The sequence below is a fragment of the Rhizobium sp. WSM1328 genome, from assembly GCF_057653715.1.
The window spans coordinates 385,850-403,758 of sequence record NZ_JBYGKO010000005.1 but is presented as its reverse complement, the minus strand read 5'-3'; the positions used below and the strand labels follow the sequence as shown (position 1 = coordinate 403,758).

Annotated in this window: 17 protein-coding genes and 1 pseudogene; 5 read left to right on the top strand and 13 right to left on the bottom strand. The window is 59.8% G+C overall.

Annotation, left to right across the window (positions count from 1 at the left end):
* Positions 1-20 precede the first annotated feature (20 nt).
* Positions 21-731, bottom strand: a complete 711-nt coding sequence (locus AC2444_RS36360; RefSeq protein ID WP_012760249.1) for an autoinducer binding domain-containing protein — start codon at positions 729-731, stop codon at positions 21-23.
* 256 nt (positions 732-987) lie between these two features.
* On the opposite strand from AC2444_RS36360, the pseudogene AC2444_RS36355 reads away from it, so the two are divergent.
* The 3 genes and pseudogenes from AC2444_RS36355 to AC2444_RS36345 form a co-directional block, all read left to right on the top strand.
* Positions 988-1,167, top strand: a pseudogene (locus tag AC2444_RS36355) (IS6 family transposase); the annotation flags it as partial.
* Between the two features lie 471 nt (positions 1,168-1,638).
* Positions 1,639-2,721: a hypothetical protein gene (locus tag AC2444_RS36350; protein ID WP_012760250.1), complete on the top strand. Its 1,083-nt coding sequence runs from the start codon at positions 1,639-1,641 to the stop codon at positions 2,719-2,721.
* Positions 2,718-3,629, top strand: a complete 912-nt coding sequence (locus AC2444_RS36345) for a nucleotidyltransferase family protein (protein ID WP_012760251.1) — start codon at positions 2,718-2,720, stop codon at positions 3,627-3,629. The genes AC2444_RS36350 and AC2444_RS36345 overlap by 4 nt, the downstream gene beginning before the upstream one ends.
* Before the next feature lie 21 nt (positions 3,630-3,650).
* Here the strand turns inward: AC2444_RS36345 and AC2444_RS36340 are convergent, their stop codons facing one another.
* Together AC2444_RS36340 and AC2444_RS36335 are read right to left on the bottom strand one after the other, a co-directional pair.
* The gene (locus AC2444_RS36340; RefSeq protein ID WP_017997457.1) at positions 3,651-3,926 is read right to left on the bottom strand and encodes a hypothetical protein; all 276 of its coding nucleotides are present in this window, start codon (positions 3,924-3,926) and stop codon (positions 3,651-3,653) included.
* Positions 3,927-4,682: 756 nt separating this feature from the next.
* Entirely contained in the window at positions 4,683-5,423 is a 741-nt protein-coding gene (locus AC2444_RS36335; RefSeq protein WP_041935849.1) for a response regulator transcription factor, read from the bottom strand.
* Between the two features lie 612 nt (positions 5,424-6,035).
* Between AC2444_RS36335 and AC2444_RS36330 the strand changes: the two genes are divergently transcribed.
* Complete coding sequence (locus tag AC2444_RS36330) at positions 6,036-6,746, top strand: winged helix-turn-helix transcriptional regulator (protein ID WP_041935850.1); 711 nt, start codon at positions 6,036-6,038, stop codon at positions 6,744-6,746.
* A complete protein-coding gene (locus AC2444_RS36325) occupies positions 6,736-8,130 on the top strand; it encodes an amidohydrolase family protein (RefSeq protein WP_012760254.1) in 1,395 nt (464 codons plus the stop codon). Before AC2444_RS36330 ends, AC2444_RS36325 begins: the two co-directional genes overlap by 11 nt.
* 136 nt (positions 8,131-8,266) lie before the next feature.
* Here the strand turns inward: AC2444_RS36325 and AC2444_RS36320 are convergent, their stop codons facing one another.
* From AC2444_RS36320 to AC2444_RS36275, 10 genes are all read right to left on the bottom strand, one after another.
* Entirely contained in the window at positions 8,267-9,628 is a 1,362-nt protein-coding gene (locus tag AC2444_RS36320) for an MmgE/PrpD family protein (RefSeq protein ID WP_012760255.1), read from the bottom strand.
* Between the two features lie 16 nt (positions 9,629-9,644).
* Entirely contained in the window at positions 9,645-10,709 is a 1,065-nt protein-coding gene (locus AC2444_RS36315) for an ornithine cyclodeaminase (RefSeq protein WP_012760256.1), read from the bottom strand.
* Positions 10,710-11,066: 357 nt separating this feature from the next.
* On the bottom strand, positions 11,067-11,909 hold the full coding sequence (locus tag AC2444_RS36310; protein ID WP_050786664.1) for a carbon-nitrogen hydrolase family protein: 843 nt from the start codon (positions 11,907-11,909) through the stop codon (positions 11,067-11,069).
* Between the two features lie 17 nt (positions 11,910-11,926).
* Positions 11,927-12,580: an RraA family protein gene (locus AC2444_RS36305; RefSeq protein WP_012760258.1), complete on the bottom strand. Its 654-nt coding sequence runs from the start codon at positions 12,578-12,580 to the stop codon at positions 11,927-11,929.
* A gap of 43 nt (positions 12,581-12,623) precedes the next feature.
* Positions 12,624-13,490 (bottom strand): TauD/TfdA dioxygenase family protein, encoded by an 867-nt coding sequence (locus AC2444_RS36300; RefSeq protein ID WP_012760259.1) that lies wholly within the window; start codon positions 13,488-13,490, stop codon positions 12,624-12,626.
* A 120-nt stretch (positions 13,491-13,610) separates the two neighbouring features.
* A complete protein-coding gene (locus AC2444_RS36295; protein ID WP_012760260.1) occupies positions 13,611-14,699 on the bottom strand; it encodes an ABC transporter ATP-binding protein in 1,089 nt (362 codons plus the stop codon).
* Complete coding sequence (locus tag AC2444_RS36290; RefSeq protein WP_012760261.1) at positions 14,696-15,499, bottom strand: ABC transporter permease; 804 nt, start codon at positions 15,497-15,499, stop codon at positions 14,696-14,698. Before AC2444_RS36290 ends, AC2444_RS36295 begins: the two co-directional genes overlap by 4 nt.
* Positions 15,496-16,395: an ABC transporter permease gene (locus AC2444_RS36285; protein WP_012760262.1), complete on the bottom strand. Its 900-nt coding sequence runs from the start codon at positions 16,393-16,395 to the stop codon at positions 15,496-15,498. The genes AC2444_RS36290 and AC2444_RS36285 overlap by 4 nt, the downstream gene beginning before the upstream one ends.
* Before the next feature lie 9 nt (positions 16,396-16,404).
* Positions 16,405-17,448, bottom strand: a complete 1,044-nt coding sequence (locus AC2444_RS36280) for an ABC transporter substrate-binding protein (protein WP_012760263.1) — start codon at positions 17,446-17,448, stop codon at positions 16,405-16,407.
* Positions 17,406-17,891: a hypothetical protein gene (locus AC2444_RS36275; protein ID WP_164902801.1), complete on the bottom strand. Its 486-nt coding sequence runs from the start codon at positions 17,889-17,891 to the stop codon at positions 17,406-17,408. The genes AC2444_RS36280 and AC2444_RS36275 overlap by 43 nt, the downstream gene beginning before the upstream one ends.
* Between the last annotated feature and the right edge of the window lie 18 nt (positions 17,892-17,909).

Below are 17,909 nucleotides of genomic sequence, written 5' to 3'. Positions count from 1 at the left end.
ACGCGCGCCAGCTAGGCCCGTCAGATCAGCCCGAACCGGCTTGCGACCGCCACGGCCTGTTTCTGGGTGTAGACGCCAAGCTTGGCCTTTACCCGATCGAGGTCCCAGCGCACGGTGTGATAGGTCAGGCCCGTCACATCGGCGATGGAGTGCATCGGAAGGCCTTCGGCCGCCCATCGCAGGCAAAGCGCCTCGCGATCGGAAAAGATGAAGTCCGGTCTTTGGGTCGGCGTGGTCGTACCCTGGAGCCGGGCATGGATCAGTGCCGCCGCGCCAGCTGCGCCGACCGTGTCGAGATCGTCCGGTCCCGAGGTCTCCAGGTGCCTGGCTGAGGCCAGCGTCAAGATGGCAAACTGGCCAAACCCCGTCCAGATGGGGATCGACAGACCTGACCGAATCCCGAATTCAGCCGCGGTATCGTAGAATTCCTTGATGCCATCGTCCGCGCGCCGGCGTTCGAAATCGGCTGACCACCTGAAAGCCCGCCTCAGTCGCTTGGCTGCGGTCACCACAGGATCGATGGCCATATAAGAACGGGAGAAATAGAGCGATTGCCATTCCTTTTGGTAGGTTGAAACGGCAAAGCTCTTTGCGGTATGGAGATTAAGGTAGGCAAACCGCTCAAATCCATGCGCTCGGGCAACGTCGCTCAATGCCGTCTTGAGGGAATGTTCGTTGGCGGCGGCGACCGTCGCGTCGATCAATCTGTCGAAAAGCGAACTTCCATGCATGGGATCACGTGCTCCCTGGAAATCTGACTGGCGGCCCGGGCAAGGCATCGGCGATGGCGTTCAGCAATGAGTATGTTCCTTGGTGATTTTCAAACTCAAACTGGACGTATTTGCGTGACGTCTGCGCTGATCGGTTTAGATGTGTCACAAATGTCCTGCAACCTGTTGGCGCCCCGAGCAACAAAACTTAATAATGTCGCTGTCTCGCCCCAAGCAGGCCGCGACGAGCTTGCGGCGCCCGCGGACAGCACCGTCCTCTGAAAATTCTCACGTGCCACTTCGAAAACGAGAACGAATGATACAGGGATTTCGATATACCGGCGGCTTGCAACGTTTCATCTCAGTCTTTTCAGCAGTCCGAAATCTCTTCGTCCCGCCGCACCAGAAACGCTCAGCCCTCGCCATCCACCTTCATCGGAAGCGGACGCCATTGTGAGGGCAAACGAAAAACCAGGCACCGCACACTGAAACGTTCGCGCCACTTCATGCTCGTTCACAGAGCCGGGCTCACGCCCGCCCTTACGTGCCTGGAACGTTTGCAGTTGTAGTAGCACAGGCCCGCGGGTTGGGGCTTGCTTCGGGGATGGTGTGCTGGGTACTTGATCAGTTCGCCGATGGCGATCATGTGGAATTCGACCACTAGTATGCGGGCTCAGGTCGTTTGGCAAATCAACCGTGTTGCCGATTGCCAGCAGCTGAAATGCGCCGTCGGCTGGTCCCCCCTATGAGTTTCGCTTGATCCCGTTGCTACGTGAATTCGATTTCAAATCAGGTATTTGCTTACCTGGTAATGCGTGCGCAGGCCGGACCTTGCACAGGGGGTTTTCATTTGTTTGCTGCGCAGTACATATAGACATTTTCGCGGATATGCGGCATAAGGGTAATATTTGCTGCGCAGGGAATATCTTTGGAACAGTCCATAGCTTTCGATATGTTGAGTGAGTTGACGGCTAGCCTCACGGAGGCAGGCGGGGAAATCACGTCCCAGCCCATGTTTGAGCCGCAGATGGGAAACTCTCACGCAGATTTCCTTATAGATGCGCGATTTTTTGATGCGCCTCTCAAACTTGTTGTCGAGGTCAAAAGATCAGCTTTTCCAAGAGACGTCAGGGAAGCAATCTGGCAGCTGAAGAAATACATTGCCGCCATGCCGCCAGGCAATTCCAGAGTTCTCCCCTTATTGATGGCCAATACCATTTCCCCAGGTGCACGTGCACTCCTGCGCGAGGAGAAGGTCGGTTATTTCGATCGTAGCGGCAGTCTCTATCTTTCGGCCGACAATCTCTTTGTTCTCGTCGAAAAGCCAGCCTCGAAGCAGCAGGCTCGATCGCTCAACAATCTGTTCGTTGGAAGTCGCGCACAGGCCCTCCATGCCGTCTGGACATTTAAGGACCAATGGTTCGGTGTGCATGAACTGGCCGAGCGGGCATCCGTATCTCCGACAACGGCATCCCAGGTTCTTATCGATCTAGAGCGCCGCGAATGGGTGAGCTCCAAGGGTGCCGGTCCATCGAAGGAAAGGATACTCTCCAATCCGCGCGCGCTACTTGACGAGTGGTCTTCCTATGTCGCTTCGATCAAGCCGAAGCCGCTCCGCTCGTACTATATGCGGATGACCAATATCGATGAGGCGATCCATGAGATTGACCGCATCTGCGATGAGACGGGAGTTCGCTACGAAATTTCCGGGCTCATGGCCGGGCAGATCCATGCACCGCACCTCTCGAAAATATCCCAAATCCATTGTCGCATCGATCATGGCGGCGAAAGCCTTCTTCGAAAACTGGGAGCAAAGGCCGTCAAAGAGGGTTGGAATCTGGGAGTTATAGACTCTAATCCACGGCATGACTTTCTGTTTCGCCAACGGGTCGGTCATGTCTGGGTCACAGATCCACTTCAAACTTACCTCGACCTCCTGCAGCTTGACAGCGGTCGCTCGAAGGAACTGGCCGACCATCTTCGGCTGACAAAACTCGCGGTACCCGAATGACAAAGCCCCAGATACTGACTGAATACAGTGCCGATGTTACCCGCGACTGCGAGCGCGTCCTGGTTACGCTCTTCAGCGGCCTCGGCCCCTGGCGTGATTCCGTCTTTCTGGTCGGTGGGCTTGCACCGCGCTACATCGTCACCAAGAGGCCGCCTGACGTCCCGCCTCATGCAGGAACCGGCGATATCGATGTCGTCGTCGATCTGTCGATCCTCGCCGACACCGAGGCATACCGGACGCTCGAGCAGAACCTCAAAAAAATGGGTTTCGAGCGTGCGCGAAATGACAAGGGCAATAAGGTCAACTGGCGTTGGCAGACCATGACCGAGCACGGCATTCTCGTCATTCTGGAGTTCTTGGCAGACGATCCGAAGCTCCGGGGTGGCGCATTGCAGGAACTGCCGACGGAAGGAAATGTTTCTGCGGTGAATATCCCTCACGCGTCGCTCGTGTTCGGGCACCACGATCGGATGGAAGTCACCGCTGATCTGTTGGGTGAAAAAGGCCGCTCGACAGAATCCATCCCCTACGCCGATATCGTGGCATTCACATGCCTCAAGGTGTTTGCCTTTGATCACCGGCGTGAGCGCAAAGATGCGCACGATCTCGTCTACTGCCTCGAACACGGAGAAGGCGGGCTCGCCGGTGCAATCGCCAAATTCCAAGAGGCTCTGAAGGGAAGCGATCGGGAGGTCATCGAACGTGCACTGACGATATTGCTCACCCGTTTTTGTGATCCGGAGCCAGACGAAGGCTACCTGCGCGAAGGCAACGTTGCCGTGGCGCAGTTCGAAATTGAAGGTGCTGCAGACGACACGGAAATCAGAGAAGCCCGGATTTTGCGCCAGCGTGCCGTCAATGACCTCATGCTCGAGTTTTTAAGCGCGCTTGATATGGCGTTCAAGTGATGCTCGGAGCGCGGGATCTCGTTACTTGGATGAAGTTATCAGGTGTAGGCCTCTCACATCGTTCAAGGCGGGCATTTTGCACGGCTCGATGATCGTTGTCTTCGATAGCCCCAACCTCTCGCCCTGGCTGCCCAGGCTGCTGGTATCGTCGCCGGACGCTGCCGTCGACGCAGCATTGACAGTATCGGCGCAACCGTCGTGCTGGAGCACGACGCCGATGCTGCTATCAAAGCGGGAAAGCTGACCTATATCTTGCAAGAGTATGAAGTTGAAGCGATCCCGGTTCACATCGTCCATCTTACCCGAAACAACATGCCTTTAAAGCGACGTCGGTTCATTGACTTCGCTGTGCCTAAGCTGCGAGAAGCGCTTGGTGAATTTGGGCGCGTTCCTCAGATAGAATAGCGGCCGCCCGCTCAGTTCCCTGCCCGTTGTGTAAGACGAGTCTTCGCTTGCTAGAAACAGCACAGTCTTTGCGAATTCGGCCGGCTCGCCGAAGCGCTCAGAGCGATCTTCTAGGCGATTGCGGGCGACAGTGTAAGCATTTAGCCGATTTCAGTGACAGGCCGTAGGTTCTGATCTCTTCAAGGCGAAGAAGCTGGTCCGGCATCCGCTCGATGCCAACTGCGGTTCACGCTCAACGACCGCTTTGCGCCCTCGTGTTGGCCCCCGGGAGCCGACATTGGCGATGACCTAAAGTTCATAGTCGCGCCACAAGCAGCCATTCCCGCAAGATCTGTGTGAGTCACGCCCTACTCGCCGGAACGCTCAGCCACCGATTACGGGGCTTTCCGACGGACCGACGTACCTCGCTCAGCTGGCGCCCGTGAGTGCAGACCGCAGGGCCGGCTCGCGCCAGTACGTCTCGACGTAACGCCGCGGCGCTTAAGCACTGCCGTGTGTGGACGCATCCTTGCCGTCGCCCTCTCTAACCGAGGCGTAAAATCGGCCGCCGGTGCAACAGTCTGAGGCCAGATAAAAGCCTTGTCCGGGCGTTGATGAAACAACGTGACATCGCCCCCTAACCGAAGAGCACTTACCCCGGCAAATTCGCTATCCATCGGCTTCAACAACCGCGGCAAAGAAATAGCCACCCATCCGCACGGTCTTGATGAGGATGGGGTTGTGGGGATTGTCCTCGATCTTGTGGCGCAAGCGACTGATGTGGACGTCGATGCTCCGTTCAATCGGGCCGGCCAGGCCTGCGTGAGTGGAGGCAAGCAATTCTTCCCGGCTGAGTATCCTGCCGGGGTTTTGACAAAAGACGACGAGCAGGTCGAACTCGGCCGCCGTCACGTCAACCACTGTCCCATCCGGTCGTCGCAATGCGCGTTGCCATGAGTCGAGGCGCCACCCATTGAATCGGAAGGGCTTTGACAGGCTATGTATCACGCGATCACGTGATGCCCGTCGCAACACGCTGCGGATCCGGGCAATCATTTCCCTGGTCCCGAAGGGACTGGAAATGCAATCATCGGCTCCGCTTTCGAAAGCGGCAAGGATGATGTCCTCACGCCCTTGCGCAACGACTGCGATGATCGGGATCGTGCTGACGGCGCGGATTTGCCGGCACAGACGAAGCGCATCTTCGGCCCGGACGACGGCGTCGAGGATCATCAAATCAAAGAGGTGCCGGCTGATGAGGGCACGCGCCCGCGCAAAGGTGACAGTCGTAGCCACCATGCCCTTGTGGATAATCGCTTCCGATAGCATCTGCCCGACGTCCCCGCCTCCAGCCGCGATCACGATCTCCGTTTTCTTCTCTCGATGCGGTTTTCCGGTGCCCGATCCCACTCCCGCCGTCCAAAGTTTCCTGGCGCGCTATCGGCATGTGCATTGACGTCGCCGATGCTGAAGAAATCGCAGGTTGGGTTGGCGATGCCAACCTGCAATTTTGCGGGCATTGACAGCCTCGCCTCATAGACCGGGGATGGCAACAGGCGTGCTTCAGACGTCAATGACGCGATCTGACCTCGTCAATCGGCAGCCGGAGCCCGCCCGGGACTGTTGCCGCCGCTCAGGAAGTTCAAGCAGTGGACAATTTCCCGACAGACGCCGCCGGCAGGCAACGCAGTCGAGACAGGCAGATCCGCTGACGCCTGCCTGCGGGGAGGACGGGCCATTCGACGGTGAAGGCGAAGCATCATCCAAGCTCTTCATGCTGAGCGATCGTGCCACACTCATTTTCGTCTCCGATTGTCGCTGATGGAACGAAGATGCGCGGGTTCGCCTGGGCTTTCCAATTCTGCTCGAAGGGCATCCATGCTAAATCACGATCAATCGGCGAAGCAGCGCGGAAGGCGGGACATAATTCTTAATACGCAAGGCGCACACAGCATTTGAATTTCCTCAGACACCGTGGGATCGTACGGCCTCACACTCCGCTCAGCCCCCGGTGAATGCCCTGTGAAGCCGATTATTGTCATCGGTTCAACGGACGCAGATTTCAGCCTGTTTGCCCGCCATATACTTCGGCAGACCGGCTTTGAGACGCTCCTGACGACCAGCGCGAATGAGGCGATCGCAGCGGCAAGGACCGCTGGAGTGCGGGGCGTCGTGATCGATGGCAGGGTGGCGAATTCGGTTTCCGCCTGCGGAAGCTTGAAAGGCGATGCGACGACGGCTGGACTGAAGGTCATCGCGCTGGTCGGCGCCAACTCCGCCAGGCAATATGCCGATTTCATCAATGCCGGCGCCGACGAAAGCTTCGTGCGGCCTGTTTCACCGGACCACCTCCTGCGCGCATTGCACCCGCTTTCGTCACAGTTAGGCGCTTCGCAGGAGCTATTGTCATGCGGCGACATCGAAATGCATGTGCTGGCGCGGCGGGTCTGGAGGCGGGGCGTCGAGTTGCACCTCCCGCGTCTCGAGTTCGCCATTCTGCTGCATCTGCTCAAGGACCCCGGGCGCATCTATCTGAGGCATGAGCTCGCGTCGGCAGCCTGGCCGGCAGGTGTCTTCGTCGATCCAAAAACCATCAACGTTCACATTGGTCGGCTGCGTGAGACACTGACGGCGGTCGCGCCCACCGACCCGATCAGGACGGTTCGCGGTGTCGGCTATGGGCTCGTGGCAACCGGCTGGTCGGAAACGGAGGCCCCGTCAAATGCCCCCTGAGACTCAAATCGTCATCGTCGGCGGACGAATCGTCACCGGCGATGGAACCACGCTCCACGAGCGGGGGGTCGTGCGCATCCGTGGGACAAGGATCATCGACGTCGCGCCAGGTGAGGCCGATGCCCGAAGCGAGGCTGTCGTCCTCAACGCCGCCGGATGCACGGTCATTCCCGGTATCGTCAATGCGCATGCTCATGGGTGCATCCACGGCCCGTCCATGCCGAGCGGGTCGGTGCCCGTCCGGCCCACGGATGTCGACTACTTCAGAAACAGACATCTCCTGTCCGGAACAACCACCCTGCTCAACGTCTGCGGCTTAGCGCTGCCGGATGAGATCGATGGCCCCTCGAACCAGCGCCATGCGATGGATATCCATCTGACGACGGCGCATACCACGAGCAATCTGGCCGCGGCGATCGCGATTGATGGTGGCGGATTATCGGAGCGGCACAAGATCGCCCGCATCGATGACATGGTCGCCAAAGGCGCAAAGGCACTCGGAGAAGCAGGCGGCGGGCAGACGCTTGGTGGCGGGGCGCAGGACTATCGCTTTATACCTGCGGCTATAGAGGCCGCTACGGGAACATCAATCCATCCGAAGGAGGCGCGCGCACTCAAGGAAGCCGTGCTCGGCCGCTATCTCGATCGTGGCTTGCCCGATCTTCCGCGACTCAATGCTCTTCTGATCGAGTGCGGTCTCGCCGCTAAAATTTGTACGTCCGACCTCACAAAGCTGATCCGCGACACGGTGATGCCGCCCGTGGCGCTGTCACTGAAGGGTTTTGACGAGATCGCGGCAGCGTCTGAACGACTCAATTTTCCGGCGATCTTTCACAATGCGGCACCCACCGCGGCGACGCTGCTGAAGCTTGCGGAGACATATCCGAAGGCCCGCATCATCGCTGGGCATTCGAACCACCCGATGTTCCTTCCCGAAGAGGCAGTGCGTTTCGGGCTGCAACTGAGGGAGCGCGGCGTCGCCATCGACGTCTCGACGCTCGATTGCATCGAAACCCGCTGGCGCAATGACACCGCAAATATCGATGCTCTGGTCGAAGCGGGGCTCGTCGATACCCTATCGACAGACTTTGCCGGCGGAGACTGGGATAGTATTCTGTCGGCCATCCAGCGAATGGTGCGCAAGAGCCAGCTTTTGCTGCCGGCCGCAATCGCGCTTGCGACCGGCAACGTCTCGAAAACACTCCCGGAGCTTGCAGCCGATCGTGGCTTGCTGGAAACGGGTAAACGCGCCGACGTGGTCATCGTTGAGAACCACAATCTCGGTCGAGTCCGCCATGTCGTGGCAAACGGAGAGCTGGTGGTGTTCAACGCGGCGATGGGGGTTGGGGATTTGCACGCTTACGCCATGGCAGCGGGCCGTTAACGGGGCGTTGGACGCCGACCTCGGCGCCTTTGACCGCTTGCGCAATTGGGTGTCAACCGCCGAGGGCAATGCCCGTCATTGCGTCAGTTTCATCTGACGACAAGGATAGTGGTCGGCATCGGCTCGATGCCGTGTCCTAGCCTGGCGAACGCAGATGCCGCAGAAGTGGGTCCAGCTCTCCAGCCGCGAGGCCGAGGACGCCATCGATGATCGCCCCCTGCTTGGAAGGCGACAGGACATGCCGCGTGACGCGCAAAAACTTTTCTTCGATCGCCCGCCAGTCCATCGGACGCTGGGGATCGCCGGACGGGCCATCCAGTGCCGAGACGTATTTGTGCCGCCGTGTCTCGACAGTCACCTTCGCCAGAGTCTCGGCGGGAAAGAGCGCGTCGATCTCAAGATTGACGGTGATCCTCACCTGACGCGCGAGGTGAGTGAGGTCCGGCCGATTGAGAAGGCTCTCGCTGACGGGAGCAAGGGCGCCGCGGCCCTCGATCGCGGCAATGGCGACGCAATAGGGAAGACTATATTGAATGTCGACAAGGTTCGCGGGCGAAAGCAGGTTGCCGAGCTTGAGCGCCCAGCCGAAAGTCTCTACCTCCACCGAGACAATGTCCGCGGCCCTCAGTTCGTGAGCCTTCACAAGATCGAAGAGGCGATCGAGCGCCGGGTGTATATAGCGGCAACAGGCATAGGGCTTGAAATAAGTGCCGCAAATTTCAAAACGCTGCCCCAGTCCTTCCAGTATCCTCTGCCGGTCGTAATAGCCGGGATGATCGAGGAGATCTTCCGGCCCGGTATAGCCGTTGCGGGCGAGGTCGAGCGCCATAAGACCGGTGGCGGCACTCCAGGGAATCCCTTCCTTGACGTCATTGCCCGTGAGCCGGGAGTAGCCTGAACTTCCATTGGCCTGTTGATTGGGGGCAAGCACGCCGGCGATCGAAAGCGCCTGCGCGATCAAGGCCGGCTCGACCTTGAAGAGTGACGCCGCTGCCGCAACCGCGGCCAATGCGGCCCACCGTCCCGACTGCCGGGTCTGAATCCCTTCGGCATTTTGGGCCGCGGCCACTCTGACGCCGACATCATAACCCGAAACGATTGCCGACAGGACATCATCGGCTGAGACGCCGGCAAACGGCGCCAAGGTCAAGACGGTGGGAACGACACAGGCGCCCGGATGTCCGCGCGCTGCGCGATGTCCGTCGTCCAGGTCGAGCGCAGAGGCCGCGGTCGCGTTGGCGATCACGGCTGCGATGGGCATCACGGTCCGATCCGTCATCCAAATGGCCGCCTCGCCTTTGCCGAAGAGGGCGGTAGCGCTATTACGGGCCGCACGACTGCACTGAAGCGCAGCACCAGCAACCGCCGCCCCGATAAGATCGAGAATGCAACGCAAGGCGGTATCACGGGTGCTGACCGGGGGCGGAGCTGAGGAGAGCGAATGGACGTGCTCGGCGAGGAGGTGCGTGGTGTACATGGGATCTGTCGGCGTCTTCATAAGCTCAGACAGCCCTTCAGGTGTTTTCCTGCGTGCGAGCGAGATATTTTTCATAGGTCGCTTGCACGGCATAAAGGTCGAGCATCGGCAGGCCGACGCAGGTTACGCAAACCGGCGTGTCCGCCTCCCGGACCCAGTCGTTCGGCGCGGAGAGCTCCCTCACGCCAAGCAACGGACCGATCTCCTCCAGAGAAAGCCCTTTTCGGGAGAAGTGGAGGGCAATGCTTTGCGAGTTCCTGCGCGAGACCGTCTTGATGTCGTCACAGACGACGGTCCCGCTTTTCAAGGCTCGCTGCAGATAGGCTTCGGGCACTTCGTCTCCGCCAAGATGAAGCGTCACAGCCCCCCTGTTTAACTCCTCGTCCTCAAACAGCGGCTGGCGGGCATTCGTGGCGGTGATCAGCAGGGCGCATTCCTTCAGTCTTTGGTTGTCGGTTACGGCATGAAGCCGAAACGACGTCCGGTCAGCGAAGTCCGACAGCAGTCTTTCCACGCCTTCAATCGATCGGCTGCGGATGAAGATGTCTCCGATCAGGTCGGAACAGGCGAAATCAAGGCACTCGACCACACTTCGGGCGACGGGTCCCGATCCGAAAATGAAGCCCGACACAGGTACCCGGCAGCGAACAAACAGCTCAGCCACTTTCGACGCATAGGTGCCGGTTCTCAGAGCGGAAATCCCCGTCCCGTCGAGTATCGCCAAGGGCCGAAGCGTCCGTTTTTCCAAAAGGACGAAGGTCGACGTCGAGCGAGGCAGGCCAAGATGCCGATTGAAGGCGTTTGCGCCGATGATCTTGACGCCGCCATGGGTCGGATTGACGCAATAGAGAGCCGACAATTTCCAGCCGAGGCGCTCGTCGACGAAGTCACGCCTGAACGGGGCGACGCTCTGCCGCTGCCAGAACTCCTCCTCTGGAAGCGAGAGGACGGCCTTTCCTCCGACAGTCCTCCCGCTTTTGATATCCGCCCAGGCGGCATCCGTGGCTGCATGGATTTCCGCGATCGTGAGTTCCGCGCCGGCCGACTGCAGGTCCTGGCGGGTCAGAAAGCGGACATTGCAGTCCGTGGCATTGTCGAACATGGTCTCCTCCAACGACAAGACGTCGTTCCTCGAGGCGGAACCTAGCACCTGCCTGCGAACCGCTAGATCAAGCTTTGATGAAGCTTCAGCATCGTCGATAAAGAGAAGGCAAAGTTTCGGCGACGTTGGAGGCACGTCCGCCGGAACCGGTCGGCCGGAATTTTGCGCGCCAGCGCCGCAAAAAGGGACTGACGCGGAGGAGGTCGAATCGCGGCGTGGCTTCAGCTAGCGGTCTTTGAGCGATCTGGAGAGAGGAAAGCCCCAATCCAATGATCGTGACGCTCCACGAACTCGACCGGGCGCTCGAGGTCGGTCACGTCGAACTTGGCCGCATCGACGAGCCGCGGCGTTGATATCTCAACGTCTTGACTTGGTGCCGGGGGACAGGCGAACCTGCCTATCCGCGAGCAAAACGCGGTGCTCGGCCATCGGGATCAGGCGCCGAACCTCAGGCAGTCGAGCGGGGTCGATTTCGACCACAAGGACGCAGACGTCGTTTTCGGCCCGCGCCACAATCTGCCCCCACGGATCGCACACCATGGAATGACCGAAGGTCCGGCGGAGTTCCCCGTCCCGCATCGCATAGCTTCCGCACTGTCCGCAGGCCGCGAAATAAGCTTGGAATTCGATCGCGCGTGCCCGACACAGCACCTCCCAATGAGCCTGCCCGGTCTGGTAAGTGAAAGCAGCGGGCAGGACGAAGATATCGACCTTTTCCTCGGCGAGGCGATCGAACAGGCGCGAAAAACGCAGGTCGTAGCAGATTGCACAGCCGATCCGATGGCCGTCGAGTTCATAGATGAACAGATCGCGCCCCGGCGCCACGGCAGCAGACTCGGAATAGGTCTTTCCATCGGGCGCGGTGATGTCGAAGAGGTGAATTTTTCGGTAGAGGCCGACCTCCTCGCCCTTGGCGTTGAACACGACGGTGGTGTTGTAGACACGGTGATCCTGGCCGCGGCGCTCCATCAGGCTACCGGCATGGACCCAGACCGCGTTGTCCTTTGCGAACCGCTGAACGAGGACATATGCTTCGCCACCTGGTATGCGGTCCGCCGCGCGCCTCTTGTCGGCGACCGTCCCGCCAAGCCAGTCGAAATGTTCCGGCAGCACGATCAGGTCGGGTCTGCCGATCATAGCCTCGCGCATCAGCCGCGCGGCTTCGGCAAGATTATAGGCCCGATCGGGCTGCGAACTCATTTGAACGAGGGCGATTTTCAAGACCTCGGCTCCTCGTCAAAGTCGAAGATCGACCGGCCGGAGGCCAAATGAGACCGGACAGCCACCGAGCGCTTCTGGCGCTCCAATGCCGCGTCAGCAAGGATCCTCAAGCGGTTGCGATCGGCCACGAACACACCTTCATTGTCCGCAAGCACCCCATAGCCAGGCAGAACTGCGACCGCGCCGCAGGCGATTGGCACGTTGAGCGAGCCACCAATCTGAAACTGGCGGTTCGTGGTTTTGGCGGAGACGCCGCGACACCAGACGGGAACGCCGGTGGCGATGATTTCATCGACATCCGTGCACGGACCGTCGATAACGATGCCCGCAGCCCCCTTGGCCTTTGCGGCGGCAGCGACACCACCACCGACACAGGCGATGTCGTCGCGATCGACGCGCGAGATCACCAGGATGTCGCCGGGCAACAGTAGATCGATCGCCTTGTAGATGATGACGCCGTCACGGCCTGGAGCCGCGACGGTGAAGGCGGCACCGGCCACGCGGGCAGGAAATACGGGTCGGATATCACCGCCGACAAATCCCAGGTGCTCGACATGGCCGATGGTCGCCGTGTCAACCGATGACAGTCGCTCGATCAGGTCAGCGGGCAGGGGAGGGCTTCTGTCGATCATCTGATAGAACGCTGTCATCGATTGGGCTTTCTCGCTGTTCGGTCGGTAGGCCTGGATCGGCTCAGACCGGCCGTTCGCCGGAAGTGGTGGTGCGATGCATGATCCGGATGGACGCGGGATCGAAGGAGTCGCGGCGGTGCATGGTGCAACGATTGTCCCACATCATGATGTCGCCCTCATCCCATTGCTGCACGAAGATGTGCTTCGTGTTCGTCGTGTGATCCCACAGTTCGGCGAGCAGCGCGTCGCTCTCATCGCGGCTCATGCCCACGATCCACGCGCCTTCAGTCGTTCCGCCGAGGTAAAGCGCCTTGCGGCCTGTCTCACCATGTGTGCGCACCAACGGATGCACGATGCCGCTCCATTCGCGGAAGTCCTGGCTTTTCGGCGTGGACTTGCCAAGCCTGAGCTTGCCCGTCTTGTCGTAGACGTTCTGGAAGAAGATCTGGCGCCCATCGACGGCGTTCTTTAGAGGAGCCGGCAGCGTGTCATAAGCGATATAGGTCGAGAGGAAATAAGTGTCGCCGCCTGAAGGCGGAACAGCGACGGCACGCAGGATCGCGCCCGCCGGCGGGCGTTCGTAGAACCACGTATCGGTGTGCCACGTCGCCTCGCTATTGCCCATCGCACCGCTTGGCTTGCCATCCTTCATCGCATTGCTGATGACGAGGATTTCCGGGTGGGTCGGATGACCGCCTTCCTGCAATTGCTTGGGATGGATGACGAACTCGCCGAAGTGACGCGAGAACTGCACCTGCTGGGCGTCGGTGATGCCGGCCTTCTTGAAACGGACGACGCCGTATTGCAGCCAGAACTTTCGCACCGCCGCGACGTCGTCGGCGTCATAGTCATTGAAGTCGAAACCCTCGATATCGCCGCAGACATTGCTGGCATGCTGAACGGCGCGAAGCCTTATTTTGGTGAGCATTCCTAAAACTCCTGTTGCTGACCTTCCTCTAAGGTCGCGATGATCGTAGGGCAGGCGAGCGACGCATCACCAATATCGATTGGATCGGATTGATAGGCGTAGCGTATCGATCGCCATCGGCTATTCCGGCAGGACCTGGATGTCGTCTGGATCGATGGAAAGCGCAACGACGTCGCCGATAACTGGAAGTGAGGCCGACAGCGATGAGCGTGTGAGCACCGTCAAGACGACCTGCGGATCGATCTCGACCGCGAGCTCCAGCGACGGACCGAGGTTGATGACCCGGCGGACGGTTCCGGACAGACGATTGACGCCGCACCCGCCGGCGTCGCCGGTGTTGTTCAGCACCGCGATGTCTTCGGGCCGGATGCAGCAGAAGCGGGCTTGCTGACGGTTCGGCGGGCGCTTCGCCCGCAAGCTGATCGCGCTCCCGGACAGGTGAAGGTCGAGGGTGGCTTCCTGCTCACTCGTCCCTTCGATGGTGAGGATGTTCGATTTCCCGATGAAATCCGCCACGAATGAGCTCGCCGGATGACGGTAGATCGAAGCAGGCCCGCCCGTTTGGGCAATGACCCCCTGCCACATCACCACGATCCGGTCGGACATCGCCATCGCTTCTTCCTGGTCGTGCGTCACGTAGACGAACGTCATGCCCAGCTGCTGCTGGAGTTCCTTCAGTTCGAGCCGCATGGCCTCTCGAAGCTTCAGATCGAGATTCGAGAGCGGCTCGTCGAGGAGCAGGACGGATGGGCGTGGCGCAATGGCACGCGCCAGAGCCACGCGTTGCTGCTGTCCACCCGACAATTCCCTCGGATAGCGCGCGCCGTAGTCTTCAAGATGAACACTTCGCAGCGCCGACGCCACGCCGCTTTCGATCTCCGATCGCGCCACGCTCTTCATCTTGAGGCCAAAACCGACGTTGTCGGCGACCGTCATGTGCGGAAAAAGCGCGTAGTTCTGGAACACCAGTCCGATATTTCGCCGTTCTGGTGGAACGCGGCCCTGGCTCCTCCCGCGGATCCTGATATCGCCGAACGACGGCTGGTTGAAGCCGGCGATCATGTTGAGCGTTGTCGTCTTCCCGCAGCCGGAGGGTCCGAGAATACTGACGAACTCACCCTGCGGGATCTGCAAGCTGATGTCCTTCACGACGGAGATCGCCCCGAAGGACTTGCTGACGGAGACGAGTTCAATATCGATGCTGCTCATTTGCTGCCACCATGGAGTTTGACGGAAAAGCCGCCGATCTTTTCAAAAAGGAAGATCACCGCGAGGATGAAAATCATCGACGCGACATTGACCGCCGCCATCACCGGATCGAGGCTGTATTCGAGGTAATTGATGACGGTGATCGGCAGCGTCGTATCGCCTGGTCGAACCAGGAACACCGACAGCGGAATGTTGTTGAAGGAGATGATGAAGGCGAAGGTCATGCCTGACAGCACACCAGGCCTGATCGCTGGCAAAAGAATGTGCTGCACCCGCTGCCGCTTGCTCGCCCCCAGGATTTGACCCGCCCGATCCAGATTGCGGTCGAAGTTCGCAATAGACGTCGCCACCATTCTCACGACGAATGGCAGGGCGAGGACGATGTGGGCGGCGATCAGCGCAGGCGTGCCAAGGAAGGACTGCAGCCCGACCAGCGACAGGAACAGGACGATCGCTACGCCCTTGACGATCTGCGGCACCGACAGCGGCGAGAGAAGCACCGACATCACCGCTTCACTGCCGCGAATCTTTTCATAGACGATGGCATAGGCTGCCATGACGCCGATGATGCCGCTGACGATAGAGACGATCACCGCGACCTTGACGCTGAGCAGAAAGGGCAGGAGCCAGCGCTGCGAGACGAGGTCGCCGTACCACCGCGCCGTCCACTCCCACGGCCGGAACGTCACCGCGGAGGTCGGGCTGAACGAGGCCGCTATGACGACGGCAAGTGGCAGCGTGATGAAGGTGAGCACACCGGCCAGCATGAGCCGGAAGAGGACCGAGAGGAACCAGTTCATGCCGTGGCCCTCCCGGCGCCGCTTCGCTTGGTACGGTGCCGCGTTTCAAACCGCACGCCAACGAACGAGATCACCAGCATCAGAAGGAGAAGCGCATTGGCCATGACGGCGGCAAAGGGCCAGTCGACGTAGAAGAGGACCTGCTCGGAGATCATCGTCGCCAGGACTTTGAAACCGGCGCCGCCGAGAAGTGCTGGTGTCGCGTAGGCGCTCGCGGCCATGGTGAACGAAAGCAGCAGCGAGCTGACAATTCCCGGAACGGAAAGCGGAACGATGACGTGGCGGACGACGGAGACGCGCGAGGCACCGAGCATCTGCGCCGCGCGCTCGAGACTTTCGTCGATGCCCTGAATGCTGGTCATCAGCGAGAGAATGCCGAACGGCAACACGACGTGGGTCAGGCCGACGACGACGGCAAAGAGATTCTTCGAAAGCGGGAGCGGCGACGAAATAAGACCGAGGTCAAGGAGAACATCGTTGATGAAGCCGCGATCTTCCAGAATGATGAGCCAGCCGTAGGTCCGCAGCACCACGCCCGCAAGTTCCGGTGCCAGCGCAAGGGCAAAGACGACCGCGCGCCACCGGCTCCTGGAACGAGCCAGAAAATAGGCGACCGGATACCCCAGCACAGTAACCGCGATCGCAACGAGTCCGGACATGATGGCCGTGCGACAGAATCCAGCAACCGAAAGTCCGTCGGTGAAAAACCGTCGGTAGCTCTCGACGGAAAATCCACCGACTTCCTCTTGTGAAAAGCTGATGCCGATCATCAGTCCCATCGGAAGCGCGAAAAAGACGCTCAGGAATACGGCAGCTGGCGACAAAGCCATGTAACTGTAGGATCTCCTGATTGGAGATAGAGAAGCCGCCGGAACCGCAAGTGTGATGGTGTTCATCGCGACCTCTCAGTCTGCCTGGGGAACGACATCGCGGTCCCACTGCTCGGCCCAGCGCGGCAGGCGCTCGGCGACGAGCGACAGGTCCGGAAGAAGCAGGGTCTTGAGGTCAGCTTCCGAGGTGATCTGCCGCGTGCGAATCGCCTCGGGGACCTCTACGTCGGTTCGCGCGCTCCCGACCTTGTAGCCACCGATCCACGCTTCCTGACTTGTCTTTTCCAGGAAGAAATCGATGAACTTCATGGCCGATTGCTTGTTTTGTGCACCCGCGGGCACGTTTAGCGTGGCGATGAGAGGAATGGTGCCTTCCTTGGGACGGATGTAGTCAACGGGCAAGCCGGCATCGACGAGGAGTTGAGCGCGACCGTTCCAGAAAGGCATGGCCCAGACCGTGCCGTCCTTGATGTAGCTTTCAAGAATGGCAGACGATTGTTCGAATCCAATGGACTGCCTGGCGACAGCTTCCATGGCCTTGAAACCCGGATCGAGATTGTCGACAAGGTCGCCACCATTGATCACGGACATCATCTCGACGAGGTAGATGGCCATGATGTTTTGAAACGTCGGCAGCACGATCCTGCCCTTCAGCTCTGGGGCGAGGAGCGCCGTCCAGGAGGACGGCGTGGCAAGCTTGTCCTTCCGGTAGAGGAGCGACAGGTACTGGACTTCGTGCACGGCACCGCAGGGACCGGCCGCGGCCGCCAATCTCGGCATGAGCTTGGCAAGGTTCGGGATCGTGGCCGCGTCAAGTTTCTCCAGCACGCCGTCACGGCAGCCCTGCACCGACTGCGAAGCGGTCATGACGACGACATCGAACCCCGGTCGGCCCCCGGTCGCCTTGATTTTCGCATAGTCCTGCGAGGCCGAGCCGACCGGATCATAAATGACATCGATACCGAACTTGGCCTCGAACGGTTCGATGATCGCTTTTTCTATGATCTCCTCGTAGGGGCCGCCGTAGCTGTTGACCACAAGCGTTTCTGCTCGCAGGGGGGTGGACAGGATTGCTGTCATGATCGCCGAGAGCAGAATCCGGCTTTGCTTTGTTCCCATGGCTCGTCTCGCTTTTTTTGTGTTGTTGCCGTGGGGATGGTGGACAGCCGGCGGCCGGGGGTCCAATAACGATCGTCGAAGATTGTTGCCCCGCAGCTATCAATCGGGGGCCATCGCGATTTTCTCCCGACAATGGCAGCGATGACGATTTCGCATTCACAAGGTGGTTTTCTCGAAGCTTGGCGGCGCATCCCGTTCAGCGTTGTCTTCCCGCGGATCGCTATCCGTCGAATATCCGTGCAATGGAAATGATCGCTGCCCGCCCAAAGCCCAGCTTTCGCCGCGCGAGTTGCTTTGCCTGGTGTGAGCGAGACGAGGAAGGACGGGCTTCGGAACGGCGATGGTCGCCGGTACCCTGAGGCGGAACCGAGCGCCACCATCTCGATGAAGCTCGCAAAACGCTCCGGCGCGATGTCGATGCCGCAATTCTTGGCCAGCACCAACGATCGCGAAGCTTCGAT